Below are 20,243 nucleotides of genomic sequence, written 5' to 3'. Positions count from 1 at the left end.
CCATCCACCGCACGACCCACCCCCTTCCCGGAGGAACCCGTGCACAGAAAACGCCCGAGAATCCACAAGGCGCTCGCCCTCCTCACCGGCACGCTTCTGGCCGGCGCATCACTTACCCTCACCGCCCGTGCCGCTGAACCGGCGGAGGCGCAGGCGGAGGACTTCCAGCAGGTCACCCTCGCCAAGGGCGCCGAAGAGGTCGGCGAGCCCATGTCGCTCGCCGTCCTGCCGGACCGCAAGGTCCTGCACACCTCGCGCGACGGTGTCCTGCGCCTGACCGACGAGAACGGCACCACCAAGGTCGCCGGCAAGCTCGACGTCTACTCCCACGACGAAGAGGGCCTACAAGGCGTCGGCGTGGACCCGAAGTTCAGCGACAACCACTTCATCTACCTCTACTACGCCCCGCCGCTCGACACCCCCGCGGGCGACGCCCCGAACGACGGCACGGCCGCGGACTTCAAGCCCTTCGACGGCCACAACCAGCTCTCGCGCTTCGTGCTCAACGCCGACGGCACGCTCGACAACGCCAGCGAGAAGAAGATCCTGGAGATCCCCACCTCGCGCGGCATCTGCTGCCACGTGGGCGGCGACATCGACTTCGACAAGGAGGGCAACCTCTACCTGTCGACGGGCGACGACTCCAACCCGTTCTCCTCCGACGGCTACACGCCGATCGACGAGCAGCCCACCCGCAACCCGGCCTACGACGCCCGGCGATCGGCCGGTAACAGCAACGACCTGCGCGGCAAGATACTGCGCATCAAGGTCAACGACGACGCCACGTACTCCATACCCGACGGCAACCTCTTCGCCCCGGGCACGGACAAGACCCGCCCCGAGATCTACGCGATGGGCTTCCGCAACCCGTTCCGGATCAGCGTCGACAAGCCGACCGGCATCGTCTACGTCGGTGACTACGGACCCGACGCCGGCGCCGCCGACCCGAAGCGCGGCCCCGCAGGCCAGGTCGAGTTCGACCGCGTGACGAAAGCCGGCAACTTCGGCTGGCCCTACTGCACCGGCAACAACGACGCGTACATCGACTACGACTTCGCCACCAAGACGTCCGGCGCCGCCTTCGACTGCGCCGCGCCGAAGAACACCTCGCCCCACAACACGGGCCTCGTCGACCTGCCGCCCGCCCAGCCGGCCTGGATCCCCTACGACGGCGGCTCCGTCCCCGAGTTCGGCACCGGCTCCGAGTCCCCGATGGGCGGCCCGGTCTACCGCTACGACGCGGCGAACACCTCGCCCGTGAAGTTCCCCGAGGCCTACGACGGCAACTTCTTCGCCGGTGAGTTCGGCCGCCGCTGGATCAAGCGCATCGAGCTGGACGCGGACGGCAACAACACCAAGATCAATCCGTTCCCGTGGACCGGCACCCAGGTGATGGACATGGCGTTCGGCCCCGACGGAGCCCTGTACGTCCTCGACTACGGCCTGTCCTGGTTCGGCGGCGACGAGAACTCCGGCCTCTACCGCATCGAGAACGCGACCGACGGCCACTCGCCCGTCGTCGACGCCAAGGTCGACAAGACCTCGGGCCAGGCCCCGCTCAAGGCCCGCTTCACCTCGACCGCGACCGACGCCGACAGCGACGCGCTGACGTACTCCTGGAACTTCGGCGACGGCACCACCGGCACGGGCGCCGCCCCCAGCCACACGTACAAGAAGAACGGCACCTACACCGCGACCGTCACCGCCAAGGACGCGACGGGCCGCACCGGCAGCGCCGACGTCCACCTCGTCGTCGGCAACACCGCGCCCAAGGTGACCCTCGAACTCCCCGCGGACGGCCAGCTGTTCACCTTCGGCGACAAGGTGCCCTTCAAGGTGAAGGTCACCGACCCCGAGGACGGGACGATCGACTGCTCCAAGGTCAAGGTCACGCACATCCTCGGTCACGACAGCCACGGCCACCCGGTCACGTCGGCCAACGGCTGCGAGGGGACCATACAGACGTCCGCGGACAATGAGCACGACGCGGATGCCAACGTCTTCGGGGTCTTCGATGCCGAGTACACCGACCAGGGTGCCAACGGCCAGCCCGCGCTGACCACGCACGACCAGAACGTCACCCAGCCCAAGCACCGCCAGGCCGAGCACTACGGCGACTCCAAGGGCGTCAGCATCACCGCCCACACCCCGGCGCACGGCGGCAAGACGGTCGGCGACATCAACAACGGCGACTGGATCTCCTTCAAGCCGTACGTCCTGAACAACGCCACGTCGTTCACCGCCCGCGTCGCGTCCGCCGGCACCGGCGGCACCCTGGAGATCCGCAGCGGCTCCGCCACCGGGAAGCTCCTGGGCAGCGCCAAGGTCGAACCCACCGGGTCCTGGGAGACGTACAAGGACGTCACCGGCACCCTCAGCGGGGCGTCCGAGAAGACCACGACCCTGTTCCTGGTCTTCAAGGGCGCGGGCACCGACGCCCTGTTCGACGTCGACGACTTCACCTTCACCACCAGCTGAGGAAGGAGCAGGACTGTGCGCACCTCCACCCGTATCGCCCTCGCGGCCTCCGCTGCCGCCCTGCTCATCGGCTGTGTCTCCGCTCCCGCGTCCTCCTCACCGGGGGACGCGGGGGCGGGGGGCCGGGTCCTGGTCTTCTCCAAGACCGCGGGCTTCCGCCACGACTCGATCCCGGACGGGATCGCCGCCGTGCGGGACCTGGGCGCCGCGAACGGCTTCGCCGTCGACGCCACCGAGGACGGCGGCGCCTTCACGGCCGCCAACCTGAGCCGCTACGACGCCGTCGTCTTCCTCTCCACCACCGGTGACGTGCTCGACGACGGCCAGCAGAGCGCCTTCGAGAGCTACATCAAGAAGGGCGGCGGCTACGTCGGCGTCCACGCGGCCGCCGACACCGAGTACGACTGGCCGTTCTACGGCGGTCTCGCCGGCGCCTACTTCCAGAACCACCCGGCGATCCAGCCCGCCACCGTCAAGGTCGAGGACCGGGGCAACCCTGCCACCGCCCACCTCGACCGGACCTGGAACCGCACCGACGAGTGGTACAACTACCGCACCAACCCGCGCGAGCACGCCCATGTGCTCGCCTCGCTCGACGAGTCGTCGTACACCGGCGGCACCATGGCGGGCGACCACCCCATCTCCTGGTGCCAGAACTACCAGGGCGGGCGCTCCTTCTACACGGGCGCCGGGCACACCAAGGAGTCGTACGCCGACCCGGCCTTCCGGCAGCACCTGCTCGGCGGGATCCGCTGGGCGAGTGGCGCCGCGCAGGCCGACTGCCGGCCCGAGAGCGGCTACACGTCCCTGTTCGACGGGACCGCCGGGTCGCTCAAGGACTGGAAGCAGGCCGGACCCGGCTCCTTCGAGCTCTCGGACGACGGCACGCTCACCTCGTCCGGCGGCATGGGAATGCTCTGGTACGCGGGCCACCCGCTCGGCTCGTACTCCCTGAAGCTCGACTGGAAGATGGCCGGGGACGACAACTCCGGTGTCTTCGTGGGCTTCCCGGAGTCCGACGACCCCTGGTCGGCCGTGAACAACGGCTACGAGGTCCAGATCGACGCGACCGACGCACCCGACCGCACCACCGGGTCCGTCTACAGCTTCCAGTCCGCCGACGTGAAGAAGCGCGACCGTGCGCTGAACCCGCCGGGGGAGTGGAACACGTACGAGATCCGGGTCGAGGGCGAGCGCCTGCGGATCTGGCTCAACGGCGTGAAGGTCAACGACTTCACCAACACCGACCCCGCCCGGAGCCTGCGCGACGGGTACGTCGGGATCCAGAACCACGGCAACGACGACCAGGTGTCCTTCCGTGACATCCGGGTCAAGGACCTGCCCGCGAAGCCGGGCGCCGGGTCCGGCCACTAGACGGCGGCGGGCGGGGGACGCCGGACCCCCGCCCGCCGTCCCGCACCACCACCGCAACTCCGGCTCCAGGTTCGCGTACGACAAGGAGGCTGCCCATGTCCGCCGAACCCACTTCCCCCACCGCCCGCTCTCCTCGTTACGGTGTATGGCTCATCGGGGCCCGTGGCTCCGTCGCCACCACCGCGGTCGCGGGCTGCGCCGCCGTCGGCGCGGGCCTGCACCCCCCGACCGGCATGGTCACCGAGACCGAACCCTTCGCCGGCGCCGGGCTCCCCGCGCTGTCCTCCCTCGTCTTCGGCGGACACGACACCGTCGACTGTCCGCTGCCCAAACGCGCCGAACACCTCGCCGCCGGAGGCGTCCTGCCGCACGGCCTGCCGGCCGCGGTCGGCGCCGAACTGGCCGCCGCCGACCGGGAGATACGCCCGGGAGGCCCCCAGCCCGGGGACTCCCGCTCCGACGACGAGCTCATCGCCTCCTTCGCCGCCGACATCAGGGACTTCGCCGACCGCGGCGGACTCGCCGGCGCCGTCGTCGTGAACGTGGCGTCCACGGAAGCCGCCCCCGACAGCAGCCGGCTGCCCGCCAGCTCCCTCTACGCGGCGGCCGCCCTGCGCGCGGGCTGCCCGTACGTCAACTTCACCCCCTCCACCGGCCTGCACCACCCCGCGCTCTCCGAACTCGCCGCCACCAGCGGCCTGCCTCACGCGGGCCGTGACGGCAAGACCGGCCAGACCCTCCTGCGGTCCGTGCTCGCGCCGATGTTCCTCCAGCGCTCCCTGTCCGTGCGGGCCTGGTCCGGCACCAACCTCCTCGGCGGCGGCGACGGTGCCGCGCTCGCCGACCCCGGCGCCGCGGCGGCGAAGAACGCGGGCAAGGAACGCGTCCTCGCCGACGCGCTCGGGGCCGCGCCCGAGGGCGAGGTCCACATCGACGACGTGCCCGCGCTCGGCGACTGGAAGACCGCCTGGGACCACATCGCCTTCGACGGGTTCCTCGGCTCCCGCATGATCCTCCAGACGATCTGGCAGGGCTGCGACTCCGCGCTCGCCGCCCCCCTCGTCCTCGACCTGGCCCGCCTCCTCCTGCGCGCCCACGAGAAGGGCGTCGAGGGGGCCCTGCCGGAGCTCGGCTTCTACTTCAAGGACCCCGACGGCGACGCGTCCCCGGCGCTCGCCGAGCAGTACGCGACACTGGTCGGCTTCGCCGGGCGCCTGCGGTGACCGGCCGCGCACGGCACCTGCGGGCCTGGGCCGAACTCCTGCGCCTGCCCGCCCTGTTCACCGTCCCCGGCGACGCGCTCGCGGGCGCGTCCGCGGTGGGCCTGCGCCCCGGCCGGGGCACCTTCCTCGCCATCGGGTCGTCCCTGTGCCTCTACGAGGCCGGCATGGCCCTCAACGACTGGGCGGACCGCGCCGAGGACGCCGTGGACCGCCCGCACCGCCCGCTGCCGTCAGGGCGAATCCGCCCCGCAGCGGCCCTCGCGGCAGCGGGCGGCCTCACCGCCGCGGGCCTGGCCCTCGCGGCCCGGGCGGGCCGTCCCGCCGCCCTGGCCGCGGGCACGCTCGCGGCGACGGTGTGGGCGTACGACCTGGGCCTGAAGAAGACACCGGCGGGACCGGTGGCGATGGCGGCGGCGAGAGGGCTCGACGTGCTGCTGGGAGCGGCGGCGACCTCGGGCGGCCTGCGTCGCGCGGCCCTGCCCGCGGCCACGACGCTGGCCGCCCACACGCTCGCCGTCACCGCGGTGTCCCGCAACGAAACCCGGGGCGGCGACGTCAAAGCCCCCCTGGGCGCGCTCGCCGCGACCCTCGCGCTGACCCGGATCACCGGGCGCGCCCCACGACTCCCGGCAGGCCGGCGGGTAGCAGCCGCCCCCGGCCTGTCGGGGACCACCACCGCCGCGCTGGCCGCCGCCTACGCGGCCACCGCGGCCCGCCCCTACTTCCACGCCGTCCTCAACCCCTCGCCGCCCCTGACCCAGCGGGCGGTGGGCGGCGGCATCCGCGCCATGATCCCCCTCCAGGCCGCCCTCACGGCCAGGGCCGGCGCCCCCAGGACCGCCCTGATCACCGCCGCCCTCGCGCCGCTCGCGCGGCGCATCGCACCGAAGGTGAGCGTCACATGACCCTCCGCTGGGGATACGGCACGAACGGCCTCACCGACCTGCGCCTGGAGGACGCCCTCGCCGTCCTCGCCGACCTGGGATACGACGGCGTCGGCCTCACCCTCGACCACATGCACCTGGACCCCCTGGTCCCGGACCTCCCCACCCGCACCCGGCAGGTGGCCCGCGCCCTCGACCGGCACGGCCTGACCGTCACCGTCGAGACCGGCGCCCGCTACGTCCTCGACCCGCGCCGCAAGCACGGCCCCTCGCTCCTCGACCCCGACCCGGACGCCAGGGCCGCCCGCACCCGGCTCCTCATCAGGGCCGTGCAGGTGGCCGCCGACCTCGACGCCCACGCCGTGCACTGCTTCAGCGGCATCACCCCGGACGGCACGGACGACGGCACCGCCTGGAAGCGGTTCGCCGACGCGCTCGCCCCCGTCCTCGACGCGGCCGACGACGCCGGCGTCCCGCTCGCCATCGAGCCCGAGCCCGGCCACCTCCTGGGCTCACTCGCCGACTTCCACTACCTCCGCGAGGAGTTCGGCGGCCCGCAAGCGCTCGGCCTGACCCTGGACATCGGCCACTGCCAGTGCCTGGAGCCGCTGCCGCCCGCCGACTGCGTGCGTGAGGCCGCCCCCTGGCTGAAGCACGTACAGATCGAGGACATGCGGCGCGGTGTCCACGAACACCTTCCGTTCGGCGAAGGCGAGATCGACTTCCCGCCGGTGCTCGAAGCCCTCGAAGCCACCGGCTACCAGGGACTGACGGTCGTGGAACTGCCCCGCCACTCCCACGCGGGGCCCCGACTCGCCGAGGAATCCCTGCGGTTCCTGCGATCCGCCACCGAAGGAGGCACCCCATGACCGGCACACCTCCCGGCATCGCGGCCCTCCGCGCCCGCATCGACGCCTCCCTCGGCGAAGCCGCCCGCACCTGGCTCGACCAGGCCACGGCGGTGGCTGCCGCCGAAGACCCGGGTAACCAACAGACGCCAGCCGCTTGGGAGTTGAGGTTCGCCGAAGCGGGACGCCGCTGTGGCGCCGAGCACGCCGACAACGCCCGCATCGTCCTCCTGCACGCGGCCCGCGCCGACACCGCCACCCTCACCCGCCTCTACGAACAGGGCGCCGCCGCCGAACGCCGCGCCGTCCTCGCGGCCCTGCCCCACCTCGTACCAGGGCCCGAAGCGCTGTCCCTCGTCGAGGACGCGCTGCGCACGAACGACACCCGGCTCGTCGCCGCCGCCGTCGGCCCCTACGCCGCCGAGCACCTCACCGCGCACCACTGGCGGCACGCCGTCCTGAAGTGCCTCTTCACCGGCGTGCCGGTGTCCGCCGTCGCCGGGCTCGCCGAACGGGCGCGCGGAGACGCCGAACTCGCCCGCATGCTCGGCGACTACGCGCGCGAACGCACCGCCGCGGGCCGCCCCGTCCCCGACGACCTGCACCGCGTACTGGCCCTGACCCCCCTGGTCGTGCCCCCTCCCCCCAAGGCCGAGGAGTCCTGATGCGCATCTTCGACCCCCACATCCACATGACGTCGCGCACCACCGACGACTACGAGGCCATGTACGCCGCGGGCGTACGGGCGATCGTCGAGCCGTCCTTCTGGCTCGGCCAGCCCCGCACCTCGCCCGCCTCGTTCTTCGACTACTTCGACGCGCTCCTCGGCTGGGAGCCGTTCCGTGCCGCGCAGTACGGGATCGCCCACCACTGCACGCTCGCCCTCAACCCCAAGGAGGCGAACGACCCGCGCTGCACGCCCGTCCTCGACGCGCTGCCCCGCTACCTCGTCAAGGACAACGTCGTCGCCGTGGGCGAGATCGGCTACGACTCCATGACCCCCGCCGAGGACACCGCGCTCGCCGCGCAGCTCCAGCTCGCCGCGGACCACGAACTCCCCGCGCTCGTGCACACCCCGCACCGCGACAAGCTCGCCGGACTGCGCCGCACCCTGGACGTCGTACGCGAGTCGGACCTGCCGCTCGACCGGGTCCTGATCGACCACCTGAACGAGACCACGGTGAAGGAGGCCAAGGACGCGGGCTGCTGGCTCGGGTTCTCCGTCTATCCCGACACCAAGATGGACGAGGAGCGGATGGTCGCGATCCTCACCGAGTACGGACCCGAGCAGGTTCTCGTCAACTCGGCCGCGGACTGGGGCAAGAGCGACCCCCTCAAGACCCGCAAGGTCGCCGACGCGATGCTGAAGGCCGGCTTCACCGAGGACGACGCCGACCGCGTCCTGTGGCGCAACCCCGTCGCGTTCTACGGCCTCAGCGGCCGGCTCGACCTCGACGTCGCCGGGACCGGCGCCACCCACGAGGGCAACTCCATCCTGCGCGGCGGGGCGTGAGCGATGCGCTTCCGCCACCCCGACGGGTCCACCGTCCACCTCGCGTACTGCACCAATGTCCACCCCGCCGAGACCCTGGACGGCGTGCTGGCCCAGCTGCGCGACCACTGCGAACCCGTCCGCAAGCGCCTCGGCCGCGACCGGCTCGGCATCGGCCTGTGGCTCGCCAAGGACGCCGCGCGCGCCCTCACCACCGACCCCGTCGCCCTGCGCGGCCTGCGCACCGAACTCGACCGCCGCGGCCTCGAGGTCGTCACCCTCAACGGCTTCCCGTACGAAGGGTTCGGCGCAGAAGAGGTCAAGTACCGCGTGTACAAGCCCGACTGGGCCGACCCGGAGCGCCTCGCGCACACCGCCGACCTGGCCCGTCTCCTCGCCGCGCTGCTTCCCTCCGACATCACCGAGGGCACCGTCTCCACGCTGCCCCTCGCCTGGCGCACCGGCTACGACCCGGCGCGCAGGGACATCGCGTACGCATCGCTCACCACGCTCGCCGAGCGGCTCGACGCCCTGGAGGAGCTGACCGGCCGTTCCATCCGCGTCGGCCTCGAACCCGAGCCGGGCTGCACCGTCGAGACGACCGGCGACGCCATCGCCCCGCTCACCGCCGTGGCCCGCGACCGCATCGGCGTCTGCGTCGACACCTGCCATCTCGCCACCTCCTTCGAGGACCCGGCCACGGCACTCGACGCCCTCGCCGCCGCCGGCATCCCCGTCGTCAAGTCCCAGCTCTCCGCGGCCCTGCACGCCGAGCACCCCGAACGGGCCGAGGTCCGCGAGGCGCTCGCCGCGTTCGACGAACCCCGCTTCCTGCACCAGACCCGCACCCTCACCCCCGAAGGGCTGCGCGGCACAGACGACCTGGGCGAGGCACTCGCCGGCGGCGCGCTCCCCGACACCGCGCCCTGGCGCGCCCACTTCCACGTACCGCTGCACGCGGCGCCCGCGGCCCCCCTCACCTCCACCCTCCCGGTGCTCAAGGAGACGCTCACCCGCCTGGTCGGCGGCGCGCATCCGCTCACCCGTCACCTGGAGGTCGAGACGTACACCTGGCAGGCCCTCCCGCCCGAGCTGCGCCCCCGCGCCCGCACCCAGCTCGCCGACGGCATCGCCGCCGAGCTCACCCTGGCCCGCGACCTGCTGACGGACCTCGGCCTGAAGGAACTCCCATGACAACTGCCCCTGCCGACACCACAGTCGAGCGACCGGACGCGAGCCCGAACCCGCTGCTCGTCCTGGACGTCGTGGGTCTCACCCCGCGCCTCCTCGACCACATGCCCCACCTCAAGGCCCTCGGCCGGACGGGGTCGCAGGCCCACCTCGGCACGGTCCTGCCCGCCGTCACCTGCGCCGCCCAGTCGACGTTCCTCACCGGCACCATGCCGTCCGAGCACGGCATCGTCGCCAACGGCTGGTACTTCCGCGAGCTGGGCGACGTGCTCCTGTGGCGCCAGCACAACGGACTCGTGGCCGGCGACAAGCTCTGGGACGCGGCCCGCCGCAGCCACCCCGGGTACACGGTCGCCAACATCTGCTGGTGGTACGCCATGGGCGCCGACACCGACATCACCGTCACGCCCCGGCCCGTGTACTACGCCGACGGCCGCAAGGAACCCGACTGCTACACCAGGCCGCCGGCCCTGCACGACGAACTCACCGAGAAACTCGGCACGTTCCCCCTCTTCCACTTCTGGGGCCCGGGCGCCGACCTCGTCTCCAGCCGGTGGATCGTCGACGCGACCCGTCACATCATGGCCACCCGCCATCCCGACCTGGCACTGGCCTACGTCCCCCACCTCGACTACGACCTCCAGCGCTTCGGCCCCGACGACCCGCGCTCGCACCGGGCCGCCGCCGAACTCGACGCCACCCTCGCGCCGCTGCTCGACGACGCGAAGGCCGAGGGCCGCACGGTCGTCGCCCTGTCCGAGTACGGCATCACCCGCGTCGAGCGGCCCGTCGACATCAACCGCGCCCTGCGCCGCGCCGGACTCCTCGAAGTGCACACGCAGGACGGCATGGAGTACCTCGACCCGATGACGTCCCGGGCGTTCGCGGTCGCCGACCACCAGATCGCCCACATCTACGTGCGCCGCCCCGAGGACCTCGACATGGTCCGCGAGGCGCTGAAGGACGTGCCCGGCATCGAGCAGCTCCTCGACGACGAGGGGAAGAAGGCCCACCACCTCGACCACCCCCGCTCCGGCGAACTCGTCGCCGTCGCCGAACCCGACGCCTGGTTCACGTACTACTACTGGCTCGACGACGACCGCGCGCCCGACTTCGCGCAGCTCGTCGAGATCCACCGCAAGCCCGGCTACGACCCCGTCGAGCTGTTCATGGACCCCCAGGACCCCTACGTCAAGGTGAAGGCCGCCGGCGCCCTGGCCCGCAAGAAGCTCGGCATGCGCTACCGCATGGCGGTCGTGCCCCTCGATCCCTCACCCATCCGCGGCAGCCACGGCCGCCTCCCCTTGAGCGACGACAGTCCCGACGGTCCGCTCATCCTCTGTTCCACCCCCCGCGCCGTCACCGGCCGTGTCGCGGCCACCGACGTGAAATCGCTGTTGCTCGACCTGGCCGGTCTCGCATGAGGCCACCTCTGAGAAAGAGAGACACCGTGACCGCGTTCAACGATGAATCCGGAACCGGCGACGCCCTGCGCCGCACCCTCGGCGTCAGCCGCCGCCGTTTTCTGAGCACCTGCACTGCCGCGGGGGCCGCCGCCGTCGCGGCACCCGTCTTCGGAGCGTCGCCCGCCCTCGCCCAGACCGCGCCCGCGGCCGCCACGGGCGCCGGCCAGGCGCTCGTCCCGGCGGACAGGCGCGGCATCATTCTCTACACGGTGCGCGACGCCACCGGCAGAGACCCGCTCGCCACCGACCTGCCCTCCGGCTTCCGCGAGGTGTTCAAGGAGCTGGCCCGCTACGGCTACAAGCAGGTCGAGTTCGCCGGTTACGGCCAGCACGCCAACGCGCCCGGCGGCGCCAGCCTCGAATCCGTCGAGGGCGCCAAACTGCTGCGCTCCTGGCTCGACGAGTACGGCCTGCGCGCCCAGGGCAACCACGGCTTCATCCCGGGTTCGTGGCCGCTCAGCCAGCCCGACCTCGACACGTTCAAGAAGCACCTGGAGATAGCCAACATCCTCGGCATGGACCACATGGGCACCGGCGGCGACCCCACCGGCAGCGCCTACCGGGCCGACTGGGACACCGCCGCCGACAAGTGGAACGCCCTCGGCGGCATCGCCCACAGCGCGGGCCTCAAGCTGTACACGCACAACCACGACGCGGCGTACGGCTTCCTGCTCGACGGCGGTCCCCTCGACGCGCAGGGCCGGCCGACCCGCAGCTCCGGCATCCGCAAGCTGGAGTACTTCCTCGAGGTGACCGACCCGAAGACGGTCTGGCTGGAGATGGACATCTTCTGGGCACACGTGGCCCAGTACAAGTTCCACACCTACACCGCCCACGACGGCTCCCAGCGGGAGAACGTCTTCGACCCGGCGGCGCTCGTGAGCCGCAACAACAAGCGCTACCCGCTGTTCCACGCCAAGGACGGCACGGTCAACACGACCAACGGCATGGGCTACGACATGGTGCCGTTCGGCGAGGGAGTCATCGACTACCGCACCTTCTTCTCCCGCGTCGGCGCGAAGAACTACCACAACCCGATGGTCGAGCAGGACAACGCGCCCAGCTCCACCGACCTCGGCCAGTCCCTGAAGTACGCGAGGGTCGGCTACGACAACCTGGCGGCGCTGCGCAAGTAGCACCACTGACGCCGACGCGGCAGAACTGAGTGGGGCCCGGCCTTCTGGCCGGGCCCCACTCAGCAGGTGAACTTCCTTTATGCGCCGATGGCTTGCTTCGGGGTAGTGGCCGCCTTCTCCCGGCCCGGCTGCCGCAGCAGCAGCGCGAAGGCCGCCGCCACCATCGATATCCCGCCGGCCAGCGCGTACGCACCGTTGTAGCCCCACGCGGCGACCACCATCGAGCCGAGGCCGCCGCCGAACAGGCCACTGATGAGCTTGCCGCTGTAGACGAGCCCGTAGTTGGTGGCGTTGTAGTTCTCCCCGAAGTAGTCCGGGGTCAGCGCCGCGAACATCGGGTAGAACGCGCCGCCGCCGAAGCCCGACAGGAAGGCGAACACCAGGAACAGCCACTCACTCTTGATGTCGCCCGCCCAGATCACGCCGAACTGGGCGAGCCCGAGCACGACGATCACGAGCACGAGGCTGAGCTTTCGGCCCCAGACGTCGGACATCCAGCCCACGACGGCACGGCCGACTCCGTTGATGACGGCCATGACGCCCATCGACGACGCCGCGACCAGCGGCCCGAAGCCGACCTCCTTGGCGAAGTCCACCTGGAACGAGATGCCGAAGATCGACACACCGGCCGTCAGCACGAGGCTGAACCACATGATCGGCAGCATGCCGGTCCTGATGGCCTCCTTGGGCGTGTACTGGCGCACCGCGGGCGGGTTCTTGGCAAGGGACCTCGCGCCCTTGCCCGTGCCGGAGGTGGCGAGAGGGTCGATGTCGTGCGGCCACCAGTTCTTCGGCGGGTCCCTGAAGTAGAACGCGCAGACCAGCACCACGACCAGGACGTAGGCGCCGATCATGTCGAGCACCCGGTGGTAGTTGGACGTGTCGAAGGCGTAGTTGAAGATGAAGATGAACGGCAGGGACCCGTAGGCGAATCCGCCGTTGACGAAGCCGGTCCTGCCGCCTTTTCGCTCCGGGAACCATTTGCCGACCATGTTGATGCAGGTCGAGTAGACGAGGCCGGAGCCCAGGCCGCCGATGACGCCGAAGCCGAGGATCGCCAGCCACACATTGCTCAGATGGGACAGTGCGAGAAAGCCGAGCATGCACAGGAACGAGCCGGTCATCATGGCCCGCTTCGCGGACAGGATGCCCTTCTCCCGCATCCATCCCGCAGGGAAGGCGATGCCCGCCTGGAAGAACACCCAGACGCTCAGGATCCAGAAGGTGTTCGACTGCGTCCAGCCATGTGCGCTGGACAGGGTGTCCTCCGCCGAACCGTACGCGTACTCGGAAACGCTGATGGCCATCATCGCGACCCATGGCAGATACACCATGAACTTACGGGAATGGCCGAGGATGTCGCGGTCCGTCTCGCCCAGGCGATAGACGCGGCCGTTCTCGTCGGTGATCTCTCGGTACGTGCTGCCAGTGGTCGTCGCTGAGTTGCCTGCGGCGATGGGCTCCGCCGTCATATCAAGCCATCTCCTCACCGAGCGGTTGCGGGTTGGGAACGATGCGGCGCTGGGGTTTCGGCCTGCCCGGCGCCTTGAGGAACAGTGCGAGGACCGCGGAGGCGAGCCCGATGGAGCCCGCGATGACGAAGGCGCCTTCGTAGTCCCACGCCCCGACCACGACGGCGCCCATTCCGGAGCCCACGAGGCCCGAGATCAGCTTCGAGCTGTAGACCATTCCGTAGTTGGAGGCGTTGTTGTTCTCACCGAAGTAGTCCGCCGTCATGGCCGCGAACAGCGGGAAGATCGCGCCGCCGCCGAACCCGGAGACCATCGAGCAGAACAGGAAGAACGGCATGCTGCCCATCGACCCGGAGACGAGAACGCCGAACTGGGCGGACCCGAGGACGAGGCAGACGATGATGAGTGTGTTGCGGCGGCCGAAGCGGTCGGAGATCCAGCCGATCACGCCGCGGCCGGTTCCGTTGACGATCGCCTTGAGTGACATCGCCGTGGCCACGATGCCGCCGGCGAATCCCATGTCCTTGCCGAACGGCACCTGGAAGGCGATGCCGAAGATGTTGATCCCCGCGGTGCAGAGCAGACAGAACCACATCATCCACAGGACGGGTGTACGGGCGGCCTCCTTGGGGGTGTACTGCTTGACGGCCGGCGGGTTCTTCGCGAGCGCCCGGCGGATCTTCGGGTCGTCCGACACCTTCAGCGGGTCCACGTGCGGGGGCCACCAGCCCTTCGGCGGATCCTTGAAGAACCAGCCCGCGAACGCGACGACGGCGCAGCAGATGAGGCCGACCATCACCAGGACGCCCTCGTAGTTGCCGAGGTTCATGTACGAGGTGAACAGGAACACGAAGGGCACCGAGCCATAGGCGAAGCCGCCGTTGACCATGCCGGTCTTGCCGCCCTTGCGCTCCGGATACCACTTGCCGACCATGTTCACGCAGGTCGCGTAGACGAGGCCGGCGCCGATGCCGCTGAACATGCCGAACCCGATGTACGCGACGATCACGTGCGGCGCGTACGCGAGCGAGAGATAGCCGAGGATCGTGCCGAGGGCGCCGAGGAACATCGCGTAACGCGCGGGCAGCCTGCCGCTCTCGCGCAGCTGCCCAGCGGGGAAGGCGACCGCGGCCTGGAAGAACACCCAGACGCCCATCAGCCAGAAGATGTGCCCGCTGTTCCACAGATGGGCCTCGTGCAGAGTGTCCTCGGCGGACGTGAAGGCGTACTCGGACGAGCTGATGCCGAGCATGCCCATCCATGGGAAGAGCACCATGGTCCAGCGTGGTCGCCCCATGATGTCCCGATCGGTCTCACCGATGCGGTACAGGCGGCCGTTGTGGTCCGTCACCTCCCTGTAGGGGACGGGACTCGATAGATCGTCGGTGGTTTTCATGACGGTCGCACCCCTTGCGTCGAAAGATCTGGCCAGCGCCCCCTGTCCAAATTCCTTCTCGTGCGCATGGGTCCCGGGGCCGGCCCGCGCGCACCGCCGGCCGGCCCCCAGTCCGGTCACCTCATGAACCGCCCCCCAACAGCCCCGCCGCACGAGCCCACCGGTACTTCGCACCGAGTGCGGCCACCGGCTTCTCGGTCGTGTACGGGTACGCCACGACCCCGCGCTCGTAGAGGTACTGGCAGGCCTCCTCGACCTCGACGTCGCCCGCGAGCGACGCCACCACGGGCTTCTCGATGCCCCGGGCGCGGAACTCCTCGACCACCCGTGCCGTCAGCTCCGCGAAGACCATCGGCGGGGTGACGATCGTGTGCCAGTAGCCGAGGACGAGCGAGTGGATCCGCGGGTCCTCCAGGCCGAGCCTGATGGTCGCCTCGTACGTCGACGGCGGCTCACCGCCCGTGATGTCGATCGGGTTGCCCGCGGCGCCGAAGGGCGGGATGAAGGCCTTGAACGCGGCGTCCAGATCCTCCGGGATCTCCATCAGGGACAGGCCGTTGTCGACGATGGCGTCCGAGAGCAGCACACCCGAGCCGCCCGCGCCGGTGATGATGACGACGTTGTCGCCCTTCGGCGTCGGAAGCACGGGCAGCGCCCGCGCGTACTCGAGCATCTCGTTCAGCCCCGGCGCCCTGATGACGCCCGCCTGCCGGAGGATGTCGTCGTACACCGCGTCGTCGCCCGCGAGGGCTCCCGTGTGCGAACCGGCCGCCTTCGCGCCCGCGCTGGTGCGCCCCGCCTTGAGGACGACGACGGGCTTCTTCGGCACCGTCGCCCGCGCGGCCTCCACGAAGGCCCGGCCGTCTTTCAGGTCCTCCAAGTGCATGGCGATGCACTGGGTGTTGGGGTCCTCGCCGAACCAGGTGAGCAGGTCGTCCTCGTCCAGGTCCGACTTGTTGCCGAGCCCGACGATCGCGGAGACACCCGTCTTCGTCGTGCGCGCGAAGCCGAGGATCGCCATGCCGATGCCCCCGGACTGAGAGGTCAGCGCCACGCCGCCCTTCACGTCGTACGGGGTGCAGAACGTGGCGCACAGGTCCTGCCACGTCGAGTAGTAGCCGTAGATGTTCGGCCCGAGCAGCCGTACCCCGTACCGCTCGCCGATCGCCACGATCTCGTCCTGGAGGGCCTGTTCACCGGTCTCGGCGAACCCGGAGGGGATCAGCACCGCGTTCGGGATCCCCTTGCGTCCCACCTCTTCGAGGGCCGAGGCCACGAACTTGGCGGGGATCGCGAAGACCGCCACATCCACCTCACCCGGGACGTCCGTGACACTCTTGTACGCCTTGCGGCCCAGGATGTCATCGGCCTTGGGGTTCACCGGATGGATCTCCCCGGAGAAACCCCCGTCGATCAGGTTGCGCATGACCGAATTTCCGATCTTGCCCTGCTCGTTGGACGCGCCGATCACCGCGACCGAGCGCGGCTGCATCAGCCGGCGCATCGACCGGAGGATCTCCTCGCGCGCGTACGTGCGCCGCTGCTTCGGCGCCCCGTCGGCGAGGATCACCCGGATGTCGGCGGCGACCGCGCCTTCCGGCGTCGCGATCACCGGGTTGAGGTCGACCTCGGCGATCTCCGGGAAGTCGGTGACCAGTTGGGACACCCGCCGGATCTGCTCGGCGAGCGCCCACCGGTCCACCGGCTGCGCGCCGCGCACCCCGCGCAGCACCTCGGCCGCCCGGATCGAGTCCAGCATGGACACGGCCTCGTCCGCGCCGACCGGCGCGAGCCGGAACGTCACGTCCTTGAGCACCTCGACCAGCACACCGCCGAGCCCGAACGCGACGACCTTCCCGAACGTCGGATCGGTGACGGCCCCGACGATGACCTCCTGCGAGGAGGGCCCGGTCGGCAGCAGCTCCTGCACCTGCACGCCCTCGATCCGGGCGTCCGGCGCGTAGGCCCGCGCGTTCTCCACGATCTTGCAGAAGGCGGCCCGCACGTCGGCCGCGCCCTCCACTCCCACGATCACGCCGCCCGCGTCCGTCTTGTGCAGGATGTCGGGGGAGACGATCTTCATCACGACGGGTCCGCCGAAGCGTGCCGCGTACGCGACCGCCTCGTCCACGTCCGTCGCCAGCTCCTCGCCGGGCACGGAGATCCCGTACGCGTCGGCGATCACCTTGCCCTCGGGGGCGGTGAGAGCGCTGCGGCCCTCCGCGCGCACGGATGCGAGCAGCGCCCGTACCGTGAGCTCACGGTCCTCGGCCATCAATCAGATCACTCCGTTCGACTTGAGCAGGCGCAGTTCCTCGTCCCCGAGCCCCAGTTCCCCGACGAACACCTCGGCGTTGTGCTCGCCGAGCAGGGGTGAACTGACCACTTCCACAGGGGAGTCGGAGAGCTTGAGGGGGGAGCCGACCGTGGTGAACGTGCCGCGCTCCGGGTGGGCCACCTCGACGACCATCTCGTTCGCGACGAGCGAGGCGTCCTCGATGATCTCCTTGGTGGAGAGGATCGGCCCGCACGGGATGTTGTGCGCGTTGAGCCGCTCGAGCACCTCCCACTTGGGCAGGGTCGAGGACCACTCCTCGATGAGCTGGAACATCTTGTTGAGCTTGGGCAGGCGCGCCTCGGGCGTCGCCCACTCGGGGTCGCCGGCCAGCTCGGGCCGCCCGATCAGCTCGCTGAGCGGCTGCCAGCCGACGGGCTGCACGATGACGTACACGTAGTCGTTCGGGCCGCCCGGCGCGCACTTGACCGCCCAGCCGGGCTGCCCGCCGCCGGACGCGTTGCCCGAGCGCGGCACCTCGTCCCCGAAGTCCTCGTTCGGATACTCGGCCAACGGGCCGTGTGTGAGGCGCTGTTGGTCGCGCAGCTTCACCCGGCACAGATTGAGCACCGCGTGCTGCATGGCGACGTTCACGCGCTGGCCGCGCCCGGTGTTCTCGCGCTGGAACAGCGCCGCGAGGATGCCGGCGACGGCGTGGATGCCGGTGCCGGAGTCGCCGATCTGCGCGCCGGTGGCCAGCGGCGGACCGTCCTCGAACCCGGTCGTCGCCATCGAGCCGCCCATGGCCTGCGCCACGACCTCGTACGCCTTGAAGTTGGTGTACGGGCCGTCGCCGAAGCCCTTGATGGAGGCGTAGACGATGCGGGGGTTGATCTCCTGGATGCGCTCCCAGGTGAAGCCCATCCGGTCGACGGCGCCCGGGCCGAAGTTCTCGACCATGACGTCGGAGCGCCGGATCAGCTCGGTGAGGAGCTCCTTGCCGCGTTCGGTCTTCGTGTTGAGGGTGATGCTCCGCTTGTTGCAGTTGAGCATCGTGAAGTAGAGCGAGTCGACGTCCGGCAGGTCACGCAGCTGCTTGCGCGTGATGTCCCCGGTCGGCGCCTCCAGCTTCACCACGTCCGCGCCGAGCCAGGCGAGGAGCTGGGTCGCGGAGGGCCCGGACTGCACATGGGTCATGTCGAGGACACGGACGCCCTCAAGAGCCTTGGTGGTCATGGCAGGGCTCCTCACTTGTACATGGTCTGGTTCATGGTTCCGGGGGCGTACGCGTCCGGGTCGACCCACACGTTGATCAGCGAGGGCTTGCCGGACTCGCGGGCCCTTCGGAGCGCGGGCGCGATGTCGGCGGGGTCGCGGACCTCTTCGCCGTAACCCCCCAGCATCTGGGCGAACTTGTCGTAGTGGACGTCGCCGAGGGTGTTGCCGACGCGTTCGCGCTCGTCGCCGTACTTGGCCTTCTGGCCGTAACGGATCTGGTTCATCGACGAGTTGTTGCCGACGATCCCGACGAAGGGCAGGTTGTAGCGGACGAGGGTCTCGAAGTCCCAGCCCGTCAGCGAGAACGCGCCGTCGCCGAAGAGTGCGACGACCTCCTTGTCGGGGCGCGCCTGCTTGGCGGCGAGGACGAAGGGGATGCCGACGCCGAGGGTGCCCAGCGGCCCCGGGTCCATCCAGTGGCCGGGCGACTTGGGCTGCACGACCTGCCCGGAGAAGGTGACGATGTCGCCGCCGTCCCCGATGTAGATCGAGTCCTCGGTGAGGAAGTCGTTGATCTCGCTGACCAGGCGGTACGGGTGGATGGGAGAGGCGTCGGAGCGAAGGCTCGGCAGGCGCTTGTCGATGGCGGTCTGCTCGGCGGCCCGCAGCTCGTCGAGCCACTCCTTGCGCTTGGCGCCCCCGCCGTTCAGCCGGCCGGAGGCGGCCTCGGTGACCGACTTCAGGACGAGGCCCGCGTCGCCGACGATGCCGAGGTCGATGTCGCGGTTCTTGCCGACCGTGCGGTAGTCGAGGTCGATCTGCACGACCGTCGCGTCGGGGGAGAGGCGCTTGCCGTAGCCCATGCGGAAGTCGAAGGGCGTGCCGACGATGATGATGAGGTCGGCGTTCGAGAAGGCGTAGCGGCGCGAGAGCTGGAAGTGGTGCGGGTCGCCGGGCGGCAGGGTGCCGCGGCCCGCGCCGTTCATGTACGCGGGCACATTGAGGGCGCGGACGAGCTCGATGGCGTCCTCGGTCGCGCGGGTCGTCCACACCTGGCTGCCGAGCAGGATCGCCGGCTTCTCGGCGTGCACGAGGAGGTCGGCGAGCTTCTCGATCGCCTCGGGGTCACCGGCCGAGCGGGTCGAGGCCCGGTACTGGCCGGCCTGGGGCACGCGGGCCTTGTCCACCGGCACCTTGGCGTCGAGGACATCGCGCGGGATCTCCAGGAACGAGGGGCCGGGGGCGCCGTGGTAGCACTCGCGGAACGCCATCGACACCATGTCGGCGGCGCGCGCGGTGTCCGGCACCGTCGCGGCGAACTTGGTGATGGGCGTCATCATGTCGACGTGCGGCAGGTCCTGGAGCGAGCCCATCTTGTGCTGGGTGTGCGCGCCCTGGCCGCCGATGAGGAGCATGGGTGACTCCGCGCGGAACGCGTTCGCGACGCCGGTGACGGCGTCGGTGGTGCCCGGGCCCGCGGTGACGACGGCGCAGCCGGGCTTGCCGGTGATGCGCGCGTACCCGTCCGCCGCGTGGGCGGCGACCTGCTCGTGACGGACGTCGACGACTTCAATGCCTTCGTCGACGCAGCCGTCGTAGATGTCGATGATGTGGCCGCCGCACAGGGTGTAGATGACCTCCACACCTTCTGCCTTGAGCGCCTTGGCGACCAGATGACCACCGGAGATGAGTTCCTGGCTGTCGTCGGGCATGAGGAAGTCCTGTCCCTTCGTAGGGGAGTCGTGCGCTGTCTCGGTACATTGCATACAGTCGACGAATACTGTATGAAG

Annotated in this window: 15 protein-coding genes; 10 read left to right on the top strand and 5 right to left on the bottom strand. The window is 70.4% G+C overall.

Annotated elements, in window-relative coordinates; translation table 11 throughout:
• The first annotated feature begins 39 nt into the window (after nt 1–39).
• The 10 genes from ACWIGU_RS02135 (at nt 40) to ACWIGU_RS02090 (ending at nt 12,092) form a co-directional block, all read left to right on the top strand.
• Complete coding sequence (locus ACWIGU_RS02135) at nt 40–2,478, top strand: PQQ-dependent sugar dehydrogenase (RefSeq protein WP_454396467.1); 2,439 nt, start codon at nt 40–42, stop codon at nt 2,476–2,478.
• A 15-nt stretch (nt 2,479–2,493) separates the two neighbouring features.
• Nucleotides 2,494–3,852, top strand: a complete 1,359-nt coding sequence (locus ACWIGU_RS02130) for a ThuA domain-containing protein (protein ID WP_454396465.1) — start codon at nt 2,494–2,496, stop codon at nt 3,850–3,852.
• 95 nt (nt 3,853–3,947) lie between these two features.
• Entirely contained in the window at nt 3,948–5,075 is a 1,128-nt protein-coding gene (locus ACWIGU_RS02125) for an inositol-3-phosphate synthase (protein WP_454396463.1), read from the top strand.
• Nucleotides 5,072–5,980 (top strand): SCO3242 family prenyltransferase, encoded by a 909-nt coding sequence (locus ACWIGU_RS02120; protein WP_454396462.1) that lies wholly within the window; start codon nt 5,072–5,074, stop codon nt 5,978–5,980. Before ACWIGU_RS02125 ends, ACWIGU_RS02120 begins: the two co-directional genes overlap by 4 nt.
• On the top strand, nt 5,977–6,828 hold the full coding sequence (locus ACWIGU_RS02115; protein ID WP_454396460.1) for a sugar phosphate isomerase/epimerase family protein: 852 nt from the start codon (nt 5,977–5,979) through the stop codon (nt 6,826–6,828). The genes ACWIGU_RS02120 and ACWIGU_RS02115 overlap by 4 nt, the downstream gene beginning before the upstream one ends.
• Nucleotides 6,825–7,472, top strand: a complete 648-nt coding sequence (locus ACWIGU_RS02110) for an EboA domain-containing protein (RefSeq protein ID WP_454396458.1) — start codon at nt 6,825–6,827, stop codon at nt 7,470–7,472. Before ACWIGU_RS02115 ends, ACWIGU_RS02110 begins: the two co-directional genes overlap by 4 nt.
• Complete coding sequence (locus tag ACWIGU_RS02105) at nt 7,472–8,320, top strand: TatD family hydrolase (RefSeq protein ID WP_454396456.1); 849 nt, start codon at nt 7,472–7,474, stop codon at nt 8,318–8,320. The genes ACWIGU_RS02110 and ACWIGU_RS02105 overlap by 1 nt, the downstream gene beginning before the upstream one ends.
• Before the next feature lie 3 nt (nt 8,321–8,323).
• Nucleotides 8,324–9,493 carry a metabolite traffic protein EboE gene (gene eboE / locus ACWIGU_RS02100; RefSeq protein WP_454396454.1) on the top strand — a complete coding sequence of 390 codons (1,170 nt, stop codon included), beginning with the start codon at nt 8,324–8,326 and terminating at the stop codon, nt 9,491–9,493.
• Complete coding sequence (locus ACWIGU_RS02095; RefSeq protein WP_454396453.1) at nt 9,490–10,914, top strand: alkaline phosphatase family protein; 1,425 nt, start codon at nt 9,490–9,492, stop codon at nt 10,912–10,914. Before eboE ends, ACWIGU_RS02095 begins: the two co-directional genes overlap by 4 nt.
• A 26-nt stretch (nt 10,915–10,940) precedes the next feature.
• Nucleotides 10,941–12,092, top strand: coding sequence for a sugar phosphate isomerase/epimerase family protein (locus ACWIGU_RS02090; protein WP_454396451.1), 1,152 nt, complete (start codon nt 10,941–10,943; stop codon nt 12,090–12,092).
• A 77-nt stretch (nt 12,093–12,169) separates the two neighbouring features.
• Here the strand turns inward: ACWIGU_RS02090 and ACWIGU_RS02085 are convergent, their stop codons facing one another.
• The 5 genes from ACWIGU_RS02085 to ACWIGU_RS02065 form a co-directional block, all read right to left on the bottom strand.
• The gene (locus ACWIGU_RS02085; protein ID WP_454396449.1) at nt 12,170–13,564 is read right to left on the bottom strand and encodes an OFA family MFS transporter; all 1,395 of its coding nucleotides are present in this window, start codon (nt 13,562–13,564) and stop codon (nt 12,170–12,172) included.
• A 1-nt stretch (nt 13,565) separates the two neighbouring features.
• The gene (locus ACWIGU_RS02080) at nt 13,566–14,960 is read right to left on the bottom strand and encodes an OFA family MFS transporter (RefSeq protein WP_454396447.1); all 1,395 of its coding nucleotides are present in this window, start codon (nt 14,958–14,960) and stop codon (nt 13,566–13,568) included.
• 121 nt (nt 14,961–15,081) lie between these two features.
• Nucleotides 15,082–17,235: an acetate--CoA ligase family protein gene (locus tag ACWIGU_RS02075; RefSeq protein WP_454396445.1), complete on the bottom strand. Its 2,154-nt coding sequence runs from the start codon at nt 17,233–17,235 to the stop codon at nt 15,082–15,084.
• Between the two features lie 3 nt (nt 17,236–17,238).
• A complete protein-coding gene (gene frc / locus ACWIGU_RS02070) occupies nt 17,239–18,471 on the bottom strand; it encodes a formyl-CoA transferase (protein WP_454396443.1) in 1,233 nt (410 codons plus the stop codon).
• An 11-nt stretch (nt 18,472–18,482) separates the two neighbouring features.
• On the bottom strand, nt 18,483–20,165 hold the full coding sequence (locus ACWIGU_RS02065; RefSeq protein ID WP_454396441.1) for a thiamine pyrophosphate-binding protein: 1,683 nt from the start codon (nt 20,163–20,165) through the stop codon (nt 18,483–18,485).
• Nucleotides 20,166–20,243 lie beyond the last annotated feature (78 nt).

Source organism: Streptomyces sp. NPDC055400, from assembly GCF_053644375.1.
The sequence above is the reverse complement of the archived record's forward strand: the minus strand, read 5'-3'. Positions and strand labels throughout refer to the sequence as shown.

Bases quoted from the DNA above. Each gene is read 5' to 3' on its own strand.
- ACWIGU_RS02125 (WP_454396463.1), top strand. From the start codon at position 3,948: ATGTCCGCCGAACCCACTTCCCCCACCGCCCGCTCTCCTCGTTACGGT.
- ACWIGU_RS02115 (WP_454396460.1), top strand. From the start codon at position 5,977: ATGACCCTCCGCTGGGGATACGGCACGAACGGCCTCACCGACCTGCGC.
- ACWIGU_RS02110 (WP_454396458.1), top strand. From the start codon at position 6,825: ATGACCGGCACACCTCCCGGCATCGCGGCCCTCCGCGCCCGCATCGAC.
- ACWIGU_RS02105 (WP_454396456.1), top strand. From the start codon at position 7,472: ATGCGCATCTTCGACCCCCACATCCACATGACGTCGCGCACCACCGAC.
- eboE (WP_454396454.1), top strand. From the start codon at position 8,324: ATGCGCTTCCGCCACCCCGACGGGTCCACCGTCCACCTCGCGTACTGC.
- ACWIGU_RS02095 (WP_454396453.1), top strand. From the start codon at position 9,490: ATGACAACTGCCCCTGCCGACACCACAGTCGAGCGACCGGACGCGAGC.
- ACWIGU_RS02085 (WP_454396449.1), bottom strand. From the start codon at position 13,564: ATGACGGCGGAGCCCATCGCCGCAGGCAACTCAGCGACGACCACTGGC.
- ACWIGU_RS02080 (WP_454396447.1), bottom strand. From the start codon at position 14,960: ATGAAAACCACCGACGATCTATCGAGTCCCGTCCCCTACAGGGAGGTG.
- ACWIGU_RS02075 (WP_454396445.1), bottom strand. From the start codon at position 17,235: ATGGCCGAGGACCGTGAGCTCACGGTACGGGCGCTGCTCGCATCCGTG.
- frc (WP_454396443.1), bottom strand. From the start codon at position 18,471: ATGACCACCAAGGCTCTTGAGGGCGTCCGTGTCCTCGACATGACCCAT.
- ACWIGU_RS02065 (WP_454396441.1), bottom strand. From the start codon at position 20,165: ATGCCCGACGACAGCCAGGAACTCATCTCCGGTGGTCATCTGGTCGCC.